Raw genomic sequence first — 13,751 nt, 5'->3', positions numbered from 1 at the left:
AGAATTATCAGCATGCTTACAATTAGTCCAGTGTTGCCGACCCGGGCGGCACGAGTCCGTTACCGAAGTCCGTCGCCACGCCGGCGGCTTGAACCAAGGAGGACCGCAGGACCATGAGCACCTACCATCCCGAAAATGACCCGGCCAATCCGGACCGGGACGCCGCCAGGACAGGCGAAGCCGGAACCGACGACACCGACCGCGGGGACTCGGCCGCCACGCCCAACCCTGACCCCTTGAACGGCAACATCACGGGTCTCGAGCCCGGCGGCGGAGTTCCGCCCGGCGAGACGCCGCCCGCCGAAGACCAGATGAGCGGGGATCAGGGGCACGACGAATAAGCAGGACGTCCAACAGAAGGAGTACAAGATGGCTGACCGGCTGGTTGCCGACGTAATGGTGGAGCGCCTCAAAGCCTGGGGCGTCAACAGGGTCTTCGGCTACAGCGGGGACGGCATCAACGGCTTTATGGGCGCGCTGCGTCGCAGTACTGAGGGCCGCAGTACCGGGGGCCGGAGCGGCGAGCAGAACGCTAGGGCCGGCGTCGAATTCGTCCAGGCCCGGCACGAGGAAACGGCGGCGTTCATGGCGGTGGGGCACGCCAAGTACACCGGCCAGGTGGGCGTGGTGACGTCCACCCAGGGACCGGGCGCGGTGCACCTCCTCAACGGGCTCTACGACGCCAAGCTGGACGGCGTTCCTGTGGTGGCCATCATCGGCCAGCAGAGCCGCAGCGTGCTGGGGTCGGCCTACATGCAGGAAATCGACCTGCTCACCCTCTTCAAGGACGTGGCAGCGCAGTTCGCGCAAATGGTCAACGTCCCGGAGCAGCTGCCCATGGTGCTGGACCGCGCCTTCCGCGCGGCCCTCGAAACCCGCACCCCCTGCGTCGTGATTGTGCCGCACGACATTCAGAAGGCCCCGGCCCCCGAGCTCGACCAGGAACACGGCATCATCGTCACAGCGCCCGAATGGCGGCCCGCCCGGGTATTGCCCCACGATGACGATCTGGCCAGGGCAGCCGAGGTGCTCGGTGCCGGCAGCAAGGTGGCGTTCCTGGTGGGGCAGGGCGCCAAGAATGCCCAGGCCGAGGTGGTCGCCCTGGCGGATCGGCTGAATGCCGGCATCACCACCAGCCTTCTGGGCAAGCCGTACATGGATGAGACGCTGCCGTTCGCCGTTGGCACGATGGGGCACCTCGGTTCCACCGCCAGCGCCCACCTGATGGCCAACTGCGACACCCTCCTGATTATCGGCTCCAACGACCCGTGGACGGAGTTCTATCCGAAACCCGGCGCTGCCCGCGCCGTCCAGGTGGACATCGACGGCCGGAAGGTGGGCAACCGCTACCCTGTCGAAGTGGGCCTTGTGGGCGACGCCGCCGAAACCCTCGCCCGGCTGGCGGAGTTGCTGGACGGAGCCGGTACGAACGAACAAGCCAGGAAGCAGTGGCGGGCAGAAGTGGAGGAGCAGGTCCGCGACTGGCATGCCCTCTCCGAGGAGCGCTCCCGCATTCCGGCCAGCCCGGTCAATCCTGAGCTCGTGGTCCGCGAGCTCAGCGGCAGGCTGCCGCACGACGCCCAGGTGAGTGTCGACGTCGGGAGTTGCGTTTACTGGTACGCTCGCCAACTGACCCTTCCGGCCGGAGTTCCGGCACACCTTTCGGGGACTCTTGCCAGCATGGGCTGTTCCGTTCCATACGGAATCGCGGCCAAGCTGGCCCGGCCGGACAGGCCTGTGGTGGCCTTGGCCGGCGACGGGGCCATGCAGATGGCCGGGATCGCCGAGCTCGTCACCGTGGCGCACCGCTGGCGGCAGTGGCCGGACCCGCGCTTCGTGGTGTGCGTGTTCAATAACAGGGATCTGGCCGAGGTCACGTGGGAGCAGCGCGAGACCGAATCCGAGCCGCGGTTCCCGGACAGCCAGGAAATCCCTGACTTTCCCTACGCCGGATACGCGGAGCTGCTGGGGCTTACCGGCATCCGCGTTGACGATCCCGAACAGCTCGCCGGCGCGTGGGACCGCGCCTTCGCGGCGGAGCGTCCGGTAGTGATTGAGGTTCTGACCGATCCTGACGTGCCCCTCCTGCCGCCGTTCCCGGCGGGGGCGGAAAAGCTGGACGGCATGCGCTCTGCACTCACCGAGGAAGGCGAAGCCGGAGAGGGTGCGGCGGCATTGCTGGACACCTATGCGGGCCAGGAGGCGTCCCGCAGCTGACCGTATGACGGACCGGGCAAGCGTTTTCCCAAATGGAAATGGCAGGATAGGGGCATGCGTATCCTCATCGCCCCTGACAAGTTCAAGGGATCACTCACCGCCGTCGAAGCCGCCGCCGCCATGGCCGAGGGCGCACTCCGGGTCTACCCGGACGCCGTGACCACGCAGTTCCCGGTGGCCGACGGCGGCGAGGGAACCCTGGAAGCCGCCGTCGCCGCCGGTTACGAGGAGCGGATCAACGCCGTGGTTGGTCCCATCCTGGCCCCGATAGGCGCCGCCTGGGCCCTCCGGAAGGACGGGAGCGGCGCCACCATAGCGGTGATTGAAACCGCGCAGGCGTCAGGCCTGGCGCACATGGAGCCCACCCCCGGGAACTCCCTGCGCGCCCACAGCTACGGCTGCGGGCAGCTCATCGCCGCTGCCCTTGACGCCGGCGCCACGGAAATCGTGCTGGGCGTCGGCGGTTCTGCCATGACCGACGCCGGCAGTGGCGCCTTGCGCGCGCTGGGCCTCAAGCCGCTCGACGCCGCCGGCAACGTGGTGCCGCTGGGCGGCGGCTCACTGGCCGACGCCGTCTCCCTGGACGTTACCGAGCTGGATCCGCGGCTGTCCGCCGTCAGGTTCCGGATCGCCGTCGACGTCCAAAGTCCGCTGTACGGCACCACCGGCGCCGCGCACGTCTTCGGCCGCCAGAAGGGCGCCGATGACGACGCCATTGAGAAGCTCGACGCCGGCCTGCGCAACTGGGCCTCCCTCCTCCGGGAAGCGACGGGCCGGGACGTCAACGTTCCGGGCGCCGGTGCGGCCGGCGGCTTCCCGGCGTCGTTCCTTGCCTTCACCCAGGCCACGCTGGAAGGCGGATTCGCGCTGGTGGCCGCGCTGACCGGGCTGGCCGAGCGGCTCGACGACGCTGACCTGGTGATCACCGGCGAGGGTTCCATGGACTCGCAGTCGCTCACCGGCAAGGCGCCGATCGCGCTCGCGGAGGCCGCCCGGGAGCGCGGCATTCCGGTGGTGGCGGTGGCGGGGCGGATCCTGGTCACGCCCGAGGAGCTGGCCGAGCACGGTGTGGTGGCCGCGGCGCAGCTGCTGGACGTCGCGCCCAGCCCGCAGGATGCCATGGCCGACGCCGGCAAGTACCTCACCTGGGCCACGCGTCAGGTACTGGAAGGGGCCTAGTTTTCCTGCTTCTTGGCCTTCCGGTGCAGGTACACGGGAACGTAGGCCAGCAGGATGGCCAGCACAGCGAAGAGCACGCCGCCGGCAATGAGGCCCACCGTGCGCCCGGCGGTAACGTCGAACACCAGCGCGGCCGTTCCCACACTCAGGGCAGCCACCCCGCCGAGGGCGATCTTGGTGATGTTATCCGCGCTGGCCACGAGGGTTGCCTTAAGCCGCTTCCGGAACAGCCGGCGGTGGACGCTGACCGGCAGGAGGATGAACGCCGTGGTCAGCGCGGCGAGGCCCACGTTCACGAGGTAGAGCGTGACCTGGAAACGGTCGAGGGTCTGGAAGCGCTGCTGGAACGGCAGCGTCAGCAGAAAGCCGGCAAGGATCTGGACGCCCGTCTGAAGTACACGCAGCTCCTGGATCAGCTCCATCCAGTTCCGGTCCAGCTGCTCCTCGCGGGTCTCGTTCCTGCCGCTGCCAGCCAGGGCGTCCGGATCGGTCATAAACCCTCCTTTGTCTGGCCCGCAGCGGGCGTGCTTGCTCCCAACCTAGGCTCAAGTCTGCCCTAATTCAACAAATGCTAAGTTTGCTGACTAGTGTTGTGTCAGGTGATGGACTTGCTCCTCAAACCTGCGTTAGGTTCGAACAACCGGCAGCCCGATAACGTGAGCTAAGCAGTTCCCAGCCAAGCAATTCCCCACAAACAGGAGGAACAGATGAGCGAGGACAACCAGAATGCAGCCCCGGAAGAGGAAGTGGGAGGATACGGCACCCCCACCGCGGAACAGGAAGCCGGTGGCCAGCAGTTCGCCCAGCCCCGGGAAGAGGAAGATTTCGACGCCGCGGGCCTGAACCAGAACAGCCCCGACGGCGAGACTTTCCAGACCGGCACACCGAACCTCAGCCACTTCGCCGAAGAGGACCAGGACAGCTCCGGGGAACCCGGGGCAGGACGCTTCGGCGGAACCGACGAGCAGCTCCACGCCGAGAGTGAGAGCACCGTGGCGGGCTTTGACCCGGTCCCCGGTGAATCGCCACTGCCGCGCGATCCTGACGCCTCACCCGGGGCTGGCGCCGAGGATGGGGACACGGCCGTGCCCTCGGCGGATGCGGAAATCGACGAGGGAAACACGGACGAATCCGGCGCCGGGCAGTTCTCCTCAGAACCCGGGCAGGAGGCCGCCGGCATTCCGGACGGCAGCGGGAACGACCTGCCGAAGGAAGAATCCCCCAACGACGACGACGAAACGTTCGACGCCGGGTAAGACCGCGCGGGACTGGCTTCGGAGGCAGCCCGGAAGCAGCTAGCGCTTCTTGGGCTGCCTCTTTGCTGCGGCGTTGATGGCTGCCTTGGCGGCTGGGGGCAGGCCCTGCTGCTCGGTCTCGGGCTCGGCGGCGGTGCCGCGTGCCTTCGAGATGGCCCGCATGCCGTGGTAGATCACCAGGGCTGCGGCGGACCCGAGCGCGATGCCCGTGAACTTCAGGTCCCCAACGGTCCAGGTGTAGTCCGCAATGCCGATGATCAGGGACACGGCGGCCGTTGTCAGGTTGACCGGATTCGAAAAGTTGACCTTGTTCTGGACCCAGATCTTCACGCCGAGGATGCCGATCATGCCGTACAGCATGGTGGCGGCGCCGCCCAGCACGCCGGGCGGGACGGTGGCGATCAGTTCACCGAACTTCGGCGAGAAGCTCAGCAGGATGGCGAAGATGCCGGCCACCCAGTAGGCCGCGGTGGAGTAGACCTTGGTGGCCGCCATGACGCCGATGTTTTCCGCGTACGTGGTGGTGCCGGAGCCGCCGCCGAAGCCTGCGAGCACCGTGGCGGCGCCGTCGGCCAGCAGGGCGCGGCCGGATACGCCGTCCAGGTTCTGGCCGGTCATGGCGGACACAGACTTCACATGCCCGATGTTCTCCGCCACGAGGACCAGGACAACCGGCACAAAGAGTCCCACCACGCCGAGGTGGAACTCGGGGGTCTGGAAGTGGGGGAGCCCCACCCAGGCGGCGGCGTCCATCTTGGAGTAGTCCACCTCGCCCCGCAGCATGGCTACGAGATATCCCACCACCACACCCAGCAGAATGCTGAGGCGGCCAAGGATCCCGCGGAACAGGACACTCACCGCGATGATGGTCACCAGCGTCACCAGTGCCGTCACGGGGGCGGCGTCGAAGTTGTTCTTGGCTGCAGGGGCCAGATTGAGCCCGATCAGGGCCACGATTGCACCGGTGACAATCGGCGGCATCAGCCGGTTGATCCAGCCGGCGCCGAACTTCTGCACGATTGCGCCGACGACGGCCAGGGCGGCGCCGGCCAGCACCACCCCGCCGAGCGCCCCGGGGATCCCGAACTGCTGCTGGGACGCGAGGATGGGCGCGATGAACGCGAAGCTGGAACCGAGGTAGCTGGGCACGCGGCCCTGGGTGAGCACGAGGAACAGGAGCGTGCCGATGCCGGAGAAGAAGAGTGTGGTGGCCGGCGGCATTCCGGTGATGATCGGCACCAGGAACGTGGCGCCGAACATGGCAACGACGTGCTGCATCCCGACGCCGATGGTGAGCGGCCACGCGAGCCGTTCGCCGGGAGCCACCACCTCGCCCGGGCGCACGGCCTTGCCGTTGCCGTGCAGCTTCCATTTGGTTCCGAGCATGCTCATTTGGCGGGGCCTTTCGGAGGGGAGTTGCCCGCTCGCCGGGCTGGATCTTCAGGAGAAAGAATACCCCGCCGGGCACGGGTGCAAGAGGGCTTCGGGCCAGCAGGTTTGTGCAGTCGGCGTGGGGTGCGTGCGGGTGTCAAAGGTCACGCCGTTGATTTGCCGGTTCCGGGAAGAGCCTGCCCGTTCAGCTGGTTGAACCCAAGCGAAAGCAACCAGTACTGCCCGACGCCGCACGCAGGGATGTCGGCCTAGTGAAAGGGGCACGAATGACAATCGCCCATGAAGAAGCAGTGATCGATTCCGCCGCCGTGGACGCCATCTTCGCCGAAGCCCGTACCGCCAACGCCTTCACCGGCGAGGTCAGCGAGCAGCAGGCGCGAGCCATCTACGAACTGACCAAATTCGGCCCCACCGCCTTCAACTCCCAGCCGCTGCGCGTCACGTACGTGCGCTCGGAGGAGGCCCGCGCGAAGCTCGTGCCCACGCTGTCCGCAGGGAACCGGGCCAAGACGGCCTCCGCACCGCTGGTCGCGATCCTCAGCTTCGACACGGCCTGGCAGGAGCAGTGGGACAACTTCCTCCCCGGCTACAACGCCCCCAAGGCAATGTATGACGCCTCACCGGACCTGGCCACCTCGACGGGCAACAACAACGCCCACCTGCAGGCCGGCTACTTCATCCTGGCCGTGCGCTCGCTCGGCTTCGCCGCAGGCCCGATGACCGGCGCGGACTTCTCCGCCATCGACGCCGAGTTCTTCCCGGCAGGCGACCAGAAGAGCTTCCTGGTGGTGAACATCGGCCAGCCCGGCCCCGAAGCCTGGGGCGACGCCAAGCCCAAGTTCGCTTACGATGACGTGGTCCGCACGGTCTGATGCTGCCGCGGTCTAATGCTGCCGCGGTTTAATGCTGCGCTGACCAGAGGCTGAAGGGAGCCGGACGCGGAATGCCTCCGGCAATATGGGGGACATTCCGGAGGCATTCGGGACAGTATTTTTGCAGTTCAGAACTGCAAGGCATGCATCCGGGCCACTTCCATATTAGCCCTGTTTGGGCCTGTTGGGCTGGTCCGCCTGGCCGAAACGTGGCCCCGGACAGCGGAAAGAAAGCTCCGGATGGCTAATGCCATCCGGAGCTTTCTGGTTACAGGCGGGGCCAGTGAATTCCCGGCGGAGCCTAGGAAATAACCCCGTCCACCAGCGCCTTGGCTTCGGCCTGGACCTGCTTCAGGTGGTCGGCGCCCTTGAAGGACTCCGCGTAGATCTTGTAGACGTCCTCGGTGCCGGAGGGGCGGGCCGCGAACCAGGCGTTCTCCGTGACTACCTTCAGGCCGCCGATGGAGGCGCCGTTGCCCGGGGCCTTGGTCAGCTTCGCCGTGATGGTCTCGCCGGCCAGATCAGTGGCTGTGACGTCCTCCGGCGACAGCTTGCCGAGCGCCGCTTTCTGGTCACGGCTGGCCGCGGCGTCGATCCGCGCATAGACGGGGGCGCCGAACTGGTCTGTCAGACCCTTGTAGAGCTGGGACGGTGACTTGCCGGTGACGGCCGTGATCTCCGAGGCCAGCAGGGCCAGCAGGATGCCGTCCTTATCTGTGGTCCAGACGCTGCCGTCCCTCTTGTTAAAGGAAGCGCCGGCCGATTCCTCGCCGCCGAAGGCGCCCTCGCCGGAGAGCAGGCCCGGGACGAACCACTTGAAGCCCACGGGCACCTCCACGAGCTTGCGGCCCAGGCCGCCCGCCACGCGGTCGATGATGGAGGAGGACACCAGCGTCTTGCCGACGACGGAGTTCGGGTTCCAGCCGCTGCGGTTGCGGTAGAGGTAGTCGATGGCCACCGCGAGGTAGTGGTTGGGGTTCATCAGGCCGCCGTCGGGTGTAACGATGCCGTGCCGGTCGGCGTCGGCGTCGTTACCGGTGGCCACGTCGAAAGCGGCGGACCCGTCCGCACCCACCGTCATCCGGTTGATGAGCGAGGCCATGGCCGACGGCGACGAGCAGTCCATCCGGATCTTCTCGTCCCAGTCCAGGGTCATGAAGGCCCATTGCGGGTCCACGGTGGGGTTGACCACGGTGAGGTTCAGCTGGTGACGTTCACCGATCTCACCCCAGTAGTCCACGGACGCGCCACCCATGGGGTCAGCACCGATCCGGACACCGGCGTTGCGGATGGCGTCCAGGTCCAGGACAGACGGAAGATCGTCCACATAGCTGCTGAGGAAGTCGAACTTTCCGGTGGTCTCCGCCTCGAGGGCCTGCGCCAGCGGAATCCGCTTCACTCCGCGGAGCCCATTCTGCAGCAGTTCGTTGGCGCGGTTGGCGATCCAGCCCGTCGCGTCGGTGTCAGCCGGGCCGCCGTGCGGAGGGTTGTACTTGAAGCCGCCGTCGGCCGGAGGGTTGTGGCTGGGGGTAACAACAATGCCGTCAGCCTGCGGTGCGCCGGCCGGGGCGTTGCGGTTGTAGGTGAGAATGGCGTGGCTCAGTGCCGGGGTGGGGGTGTAGCCGTGCCGCGCGTCGATGAGGACGTTTACCCCGTTTGCCGCCAGCACCTCAAGCGCGGAGTTCTGCGCCGGTTCGCTCAGCCCGTGGGTGTCCTTGGCCAGGAACAGCGGGCCCGTGATGCCCTGCCCGGCGCGGTACTCCACGATCGCCTGAGTGATTGCCAGGATGTGCCCCTCATTGAAGGACGCTTTCAGGCTTGAACCGCGGTGCCCGGAGGTTCCGAATGCCACGCGCTGGCCAGGATCCCCCAGGTCAGGCTTGACGTCGTAGTACGCGTCGAGCAGTGCGGTCAGGTCAACAAGGTCTTGGGGTTGGGCAACTGTGCCCGCTCGACTAGCCATGGCACCAGCATGCCAGACGACAGCGAACGGCAACACGGAGTGTCCGGATTCCGGCCCCTGTGACGCAGAATGTCACAATTTTTCCGCGCTACTTGCATTTGCCCGGAACAAAAAAGTGAGTAGTGCCGAAAAAGTACTTATATACCGCGCCCGGACGAGGCTGTTACGTTCAAACGGCAGAAACTCGTCCGGTGCCATGTACGACGCCGGGCGTCCGGACCAGCGGAAACGTCCCGAAACGCCTGTGGCCCAGTCTCAGTGATGAAATTGGGGCGGGTAATTCGCAGGCTTTGGGCCGGAATTCCGCTGGTCATTGTCCGGGTCTTTTGGTTCGGGCTGTTTTGGGTCCGGCATTTGGAAGACGAGTAACGCAGAGGTGAACAATGGGGGCTGGGGATGCAGCATTCGAACGGACGCGGCTCGCTTCCGAGCGGATCGCGCGGCTGAAGCGCGACCTCGCCCCCGTTGAGTCCGGCGCCCTCGGCGGCGGCGCCGCGCGTGGAGCGGCAACCCGTGGCGCGGGTCCTGTTAGCGCCGAGCAAAGCAGCCATCTGGTGGCCGAAAGGCTTGGCGAGCTGGGGCCTCACGGCTGGTTCCTCCTGCACGACATCCGTTGGCCCGGCCGCCCGCTGGCCCGGCTGGAGCACGTGCTGGTGGGACCCGGCGGTGTTGTGGTGGTCAGCGCCAAGAACTGGTCCGGCGACGTTGGCGTGGCTGACGGCGTGCTCCTCCAAAACGGTCAGGACAGGTTTCCCGTGGTTGAGACGGCGCTGTCGCAGGCGGCCGCAGTGGCTGCGGTCCTGCCGCCGCCGTGGCGGAGGCTGGTGCGCTCGCTGATCTGCCTGACCGCCCAGCCGGAACTGCAGGGCACCACGGCTCCCGGCATCGAGGTGCGGGGGATCGACTCCGTGGCGGCCGTGGTGATGGGCCTGCCAGCTGTGCTGGATGCACCTTCGGTGCTGAAGCTCTATGCCCAGCTTGGGCAGCTCCTCACCCGCCCACCGGTGCCGGGGGCAGGCGCCGTTCGGAACCCTGCGTACCGCCCAGCCGGTGGCCGCCGGCCCAGGGACTACCAGGGCACGGATGAGCCAGTCGCGGTTGACCCGCGCACAGATGAGCCGAACACGTCCGACTCAGCGCCACGGCGCCCGGTCCCCAGGCATCCCGTTCCCCCGCAGTACCTGTACCGGCGGGATCAGCGGCCGGGCACCGTGCTGCGCGTCATTGGAAGGTCGCTCGTCGCTGGCCTGGTCTCCGCCGCACTGCTGGCGCCGCCGCTGTGGCTGCTGTGGGAGCTGCTCCCCAAGTGAGCCGACCTCCCGGGCCAATCTCCTGCCTGCGGCGGTAATGTTTTGTTGAGGACCAGACAAGGGGATTTTAATGACAGAGCAGCGTCCCGGATCCGGTGACGAGCCGGCACCGGACACCCAACACCAACCGCCGTACATCAGCCAGGGCCCGGACATCCCGGCCCCGCCGCTGTACGATCCGCCGCTGTACACCCCGCCCGGCCAGCAGTTTGGCGGACAGTACGGCGACACCGGCCAGCAGCACGGCCAGCCGGCCAGCCCCTATGGCCAGCAGTACGGTTACCAGTACGGCCAGCAATACAGTCAGCAGTATGCCAGCCCGTACGGCCAGCAGTCGTACTTCGGCGCGGCGCCCCAGCCGAAGGGCCTGAGTATCGCCAGCCTGTGCTGCGGCATCGCCGTGTACCTGGGCTTCGGGTTCTTCATACTTCCGCAATTTGCCGCCGTGATCCTGGGCCACATGGCGCTGCGGCGTGAACCGACTGGCCGCGGCTTCGCCATCGCCGGCCTGGTGATGGGGTACCTCGGCCTCGTTCTGACGGTCCTCGCAATCGTGGGGCTCACCATCCTGGCGAGCGTCGCCAGCACGTCCAGCACCATCTGACCGACTGGAACTCGCGTCAGAACCCCAACTGGGCCGCCACCTGCAGGAGCAGTGCCTCTGAGCCGGGCCGGCCGATCAGTTGGATGCCCATCGGCAGCCCCGCGCCCGGGCTGCCCCCGGTCCAGTGCACGGGAATGCTGACGGCCGGCAGGCCGCACACATTGACCATGGACGACCACGGCGCGAACTCGCACTGCCGCCGGTAGTCGCCGTCGGCGTCGCCCGCCCATTCCGACGCCGGCCATCGGCTGTCACCATGGCCCGACCCGGTGAACCAGCCCACCGGACGCGGCGTCTGCGCCAGCGCGGGCGTCAGGATCAGGTCCCACGCCGAGTACTGTGCCAGCGTGTCGCGCTGGAACCGCCGCAGGAACGCCAGGCACTCGTTGAGCTTCGCGGCGCTGCGCTGCTGTGCGCGGCGCCGGAACGTGCGTGTCAGCGGCGTCAGCAGGGCCTCCCGGTGCGGCGCGATCCGGGCTGCACCGACGCCCGCCGTCCACGCGGTGGTGAACGCGTCAGGGTAGCGGTTGTCGTACCGGATCTCAGCCTCGGCCACATCGTGACCGGCGCCGGTGAGCAGCCGGATGCCGGCCTCCAGCGCGTCCAGCGCCTCCGGATCCGGGGTGAACGGGAAGATCCCCGCCCAGGGGCTGTCCAGGCTGATGCCGATCCGCAGCGAAGCAGGAGCCCTGTTCACGGCATCCAGGTACCCTGCGTTCGGCGCCAGGACGTCCAGCATCAACGCGGCGTCGGCAGCGGAGCGCGCCAGCGGACCGGCTACCACCAGGCCCGCAGGATCCCCGCTGCTTTCACCCGCCGGGACAACACCGCGTCCGGGCTTCAGGCCCAGCAGCCCGCACGCCGCCGCCGGGATCCGGATGGATCCGCCGCCGTCGGTTCCCGGAGCAAACGGCACCAGCGCCGCTGACACGGCAGCGGCGCTACCGCCGGAGGAACCGCCCGAGCTCTTGCTCAGGGCATAGGGATTGCGAGACGGCGGCGCAATGCGGTTCTCGCTGTAGGCCGTCAGCCCGAATTCGGGAACCTGCGTCTTGCCGAGGGAGATGGCCCCGGCACCCCTGAGAGCTGCGGCGAGGGCGCCGTCGGCCGGGGCCGGACGCCGGTCCAGCGCTGCGCTGCCGTGGGTGGTGACCACGCCGGCAACGTCGGTGAGGTCCTTGAAGGCCACGGGCATTCCATGCAGCGGCGGCAGCGGCTGGTCCTGGCGACGTCGGGCGAATAGTGCGTCCGCCGCTGCGGCCTCGGCCATCGCCCGCGGCCCGGTGACGGTGATGAAGGCCCCCAGCTTCGGGTTCGAATCCTCGATCCTCGCCAGGAAATGGGCGGTGACCTCGCGGGCGGAGAGTTCCCCGGAACGCAGAGCTGCCCTGAGCTGCACGGCCGGAAGGCGGTGGATGTCAGCCAGGCGGTGTGGGGCGGACACTATACTCCTTTGCGGCGGCTCGCGGGCTCCCGACCAGCGTAACCTGTGCGGCGGCGGCGGGGTGCCGGTGCTGCGCTGGCGATACGCTGGAGCTGAGAGAGCTTGAAGCCAAGGAGAGGACTCCCGTGAGCGACTTCGATACCGTCACCGTGAAGGACGTCCCCGCGGACGCCACCATTCTGGACGTGCGGGAGGACTACGAATGGGCAGCAGGGCACGCTGAAGGTGCCCTGCACATCCCAATGGATCAGTTGCCCGGGCACCTGGACGACCTCGACCCGGACGAGGACCTGTATGTCATCTGCCGGACCGGCGGGCGTTCTTTCAGGGCGGCGCATTGGCTGGTTGGCCAGGGTTACTCGGCGGTGAACGTGGCCGGCGGCATGGACCAGTGGCTCGAATCCGGCAAGCCGCTGGTGTCCGACAACGGGCTCAAGCCCGTGATTCTTTAAGCCGCTCCTCCTGCCCGAGCTTCCCGAACGCGCCCACACGCGCACGCGCCCACACCCGCAAAGGACCATCCATGCCCGCCGCCCGCCGCACCTACACCTTCCTCGGCCCCGAGGGCACCTTTACCGAGGCGGCGCTTCTACAGGTTCCGGATGCAGCCGAAGCGGTGCGCATCCCGTCCTCCAACGTCAATGCGGCGCTGGACCGGGTGCGGGACGGGTCGGCCGATGCGGCGATGGTGCCCATCGAGAACTCGGTGGAAGGCGGGGTGACGGCCACCCTGGACGCCATTGCCGCCGGACAGGAACTGAGGATCATCCGTGAGGCCCTCGTGCCCATCAGCTTCGAGCTCGTGGTACTGCCTGGCGTCGAACTCTCGCAGATCCGCCGGATTTCCACGCACGGGCACGCCTGGGCCCAGTGCCGGCTGTGGGTGGACGAACATATTCCCGGTGTTGAATATATTCCCGGCTCTTCCACAGCGGCCGCCGCGATTGGCCTGCTGGAGGGTGACGCGCACTACGACGCCGCCATCTGCGCGCCGATAGTCGCCACCGAGCAGGCCGGACTGAGGGTCCTGGCCGAGAACATCGGAGACAACCCCGGCGCGGTGACCCGTTTCATTCTGGTCAGCCGCCCGGGCGTCCTCCCGGCCCGGACCGGCGCGGATAAGACGACGGTGGTGGTCCCCCTTCCCGAGGACCGGCCCGGCGCGCTGATGGAGATCCTGGACCAGTTCGCAACCCGCGGCGTTAACCTGAGCCGCATTGAGTCCCGCCCCACCGGGCAGTACCTGGGGCACTATTTCTTCAGCATCGACGCCGACGGCCACGTGGGCGATGCGCGGGTGGCCGATGCCCTAGCCGGCCTGCACCGCATCAGTCCGGCCACGCGGTTCCTCGGCTCCTACGGCCGTGCCGACGCACAGGCTCCCGTGGTGCCGGCGCACACGTCCGACGAGGCATTCCAGGCAGCGCATGCATGGGTCAAAGAGATACTCGCCGGCGAATCCCTGGGCTCGGAGACGCCGGTGGAAGCTTCGCCCTCAGCGTAGATAAATGCCC

13 protein-coding genes are annotated in these 13,751 nt (G+C 67.6%); 9 read left to right on the top strand and 4 right to left on the bottom strand.

Features of this window, described 5'->3' with window-relative positions; all coding sequences use genetic code 11:
* The first annotated feature begins 113 nt into the window (after positions 1-113).
* Genes AC1DFE_RS10655 through AC1DFE_RS10645 form a run of 3 tightly spaced genes read left to right on the top strand, consistent with a single transcriptional unit; the run spans position 114 to position 3,396 of the window.
* Positions 114-341 (top strand): DUF6480 family protein, encoded by a 228-nt coding sequence (locus tag AC1DFE_RS10655; RefSeq protein ID WP_476905849.1) that lies wholly within the window; start codon positions 114-116, stop codon positions 339-341.
* A gap of 28 nt (positions 342-369) precedes the next feature.
* Positions 370-2,217, top strand: a complete 1,848-nt coding sequence (locus AC1DFE_RS10650) for a thiamine pyrophosphate-requiring protein (RefSeq protein WP_476905848.1) — start codon at positions 370-372, stop codon at positions 2,215-2,217.
* 54 nt (positions 2,218-2,271) lie between these two features.
* A complete protein-coding gene (locus AC1DFE_RS10645) occupies positions 2,272-3,396 on the top strand; it encodes a glycerate kinase (RefSeq protein WP_476905847.1) in 1,125 nt (374 codons plus the stop codon).
* Here the strand turns inward: AC1DFE_RS10645 and AC1DFE_RS10640 are convergent.
* Positions 3,393-3,890 carry a DUF6328 family protein gene (locus AC1DFE_RS10640; RefSeq protein ID WP_476905846.1) on the bottom strand — a complete coding sequence of 166 codons (498 nt, stop codon included), beginning with the start codon at positions 3,888-3,890 and terminating at the stop codon, positions 3,393-3,395. The genes AC1DFE_RS10645 and AC1DFE_RS10640 overlap by 4 nt on opposite strands.
* Positions 3,891-4,103: 213 nt before the next feature.
* Here AC1DFE_RS10640 and AC1DFE_RS10635 point away from each other — a divergent pair, with 213 nt between their 5' ends.
* A complete protein-coding gene (locus AC1DFE_RS10635; protein WP_476905845.1) occupies positions 4,104-4,652 on the top strand; it encodes a hypothetical protein in 549 nt (182 codons plus the stop codon).
* Between the two features lie 39 nt (positions 4,653-4,691).
* Here AC1DFE_RS10635 and AC1DFE_RS10630 read toward each other — a convergent pair whose 3' ends face one another.
* Positions 4,692-6,044: a uracil-xanthine permease family protein gene (locus AC1DFE_RS10630; protein WP_476905844.1), complete on the bottom strand. Its 1,353-nt coding sequence runs from the start codon at positions 6,042-6,044 to the stop codon at positions 4,692-4,694.
* Between the two features lie 266 nt (positions 6,045-6,310).
* Here AC1DFE_RS10630 and AC1DFE_RS10625 point away from each other — a divergent pair, with 266 nt between their 5' ends.
* Positions 6,311-6,916, top strand: a complete 606-nt coding sequence (locus tag AC1DFE_RS10625) for a malonic semialdehyde reductase (RefSeq protein ID WP_476905843.1) — start codon at positions 6,311-6,313, stop codon at positions 6,914-6,916.
* A gap of 301 nt (positions 6,917-7,217) precedes the next feature.
* Here AC1DFE_RS10625 and pgm read toward each other — a convergent pair whose 3' ends face one another.
* Positions 7,218-8,879, bottom strand: a complete 1,662-nt coding sequence (gene pgm / locus AC1DFE_RS10620; protein ID WP_476905842.1) for a phosphoglucomutase (alpha-D-glucose-1,6-bisphosphate-dependent) — start codon at positions 8,877-8,879, stop codon at positions 7,218-7,220.
* A gap of 383 nt (positions 8,880-9,262) precedes the next feature.
* On the opposite strand from pgm, the gene AC1DFE_RS10615 reads away from it, so the two are divergent.
* Together AC1DFE_RS10615 and AC1DFE_RS10610 are read left to right on the top strand one after the other, a co-directional pair.
* The gene (locus AC1DFE_RS10615) at positions 9,263-10,189 is read left to right on the top strand and encodes an NERD domain-containing protein (RefSeq protein ID WP_476905841.1); all 927 of its coding nucleotides are present in this window, start codon (positions 9,263-9,265) and stop codon (positions 10,187-10,189) included.
* Between the two features lie 70 nt (positions 10,190-10,259).
* Positions 10,260-10,793, top strand: a complete 534-nt coding sequence (locus AC1DFE_RS10610) for a DUF4190 domain-containing protein (RefSeq protein ID WP_476905840.1) — start codon at positions 10,260-10,262, stop codon at positions 10,791-10,793.
* 16 nt (positions 10,794-10,809) lie between these two features.
* Here AC1DFE_RS10610 and AC1DFE_RS10605 read toward each other — a convergent pair whose 3' ends face one another.
* On the bottom strand, positions 10,810-12,219 hold the full coding sequence (locus AC1DFE_RS10605; RefSeq protein WP_476905909.1) for an amidase: 1,410 nt from the start codon (positions 12,217-12,219) through the stop codon (positions 10,810-10,812).
* A gap of 143 nt (positions 12,220-12,362) precedes the next feature.
* Between AC1DFE_RS10605 and AC1DFE_RS10600 the strand changes: the two genes are divergently transcribed.
* Positions 12,363-12,689 (top strand): rhodanese-like domain-containing protein, encoded by a 327-nt coding sequence (locus AC1DFE_RS10600; RefSeq protein ID WP_476905839.1) that lies wholly within the window; start codon positions 12,363-12,365, stop codon positions 12,687-12,689.
* A gap of 71 nt (positions 12,690-12,760) precedes the next feature.
* The gene (pheA, locus tag AC1DFE_RS10595; RefSeq protein WP_476905838.1) at positions 12,761-13,741 is read left to right on the top strand and encodes a prephenate dehydratase; all 981 of its coding nucleotides are present in this window, start codon (positions 12,761-12,763) and stop codon (positions 13,739-13,741) included.
* Positions 13,742-13,751: the final 10 nt, after the last annotated feature.

This window comes from Arthrobacter sp. 05T423 (assembly GCF_056396245.1).
The sequence above is the reverse complement of the archived record's forward strand: the minus strand, read 5'-3'. Positions and strand labels throughout refer to the sequence as shown.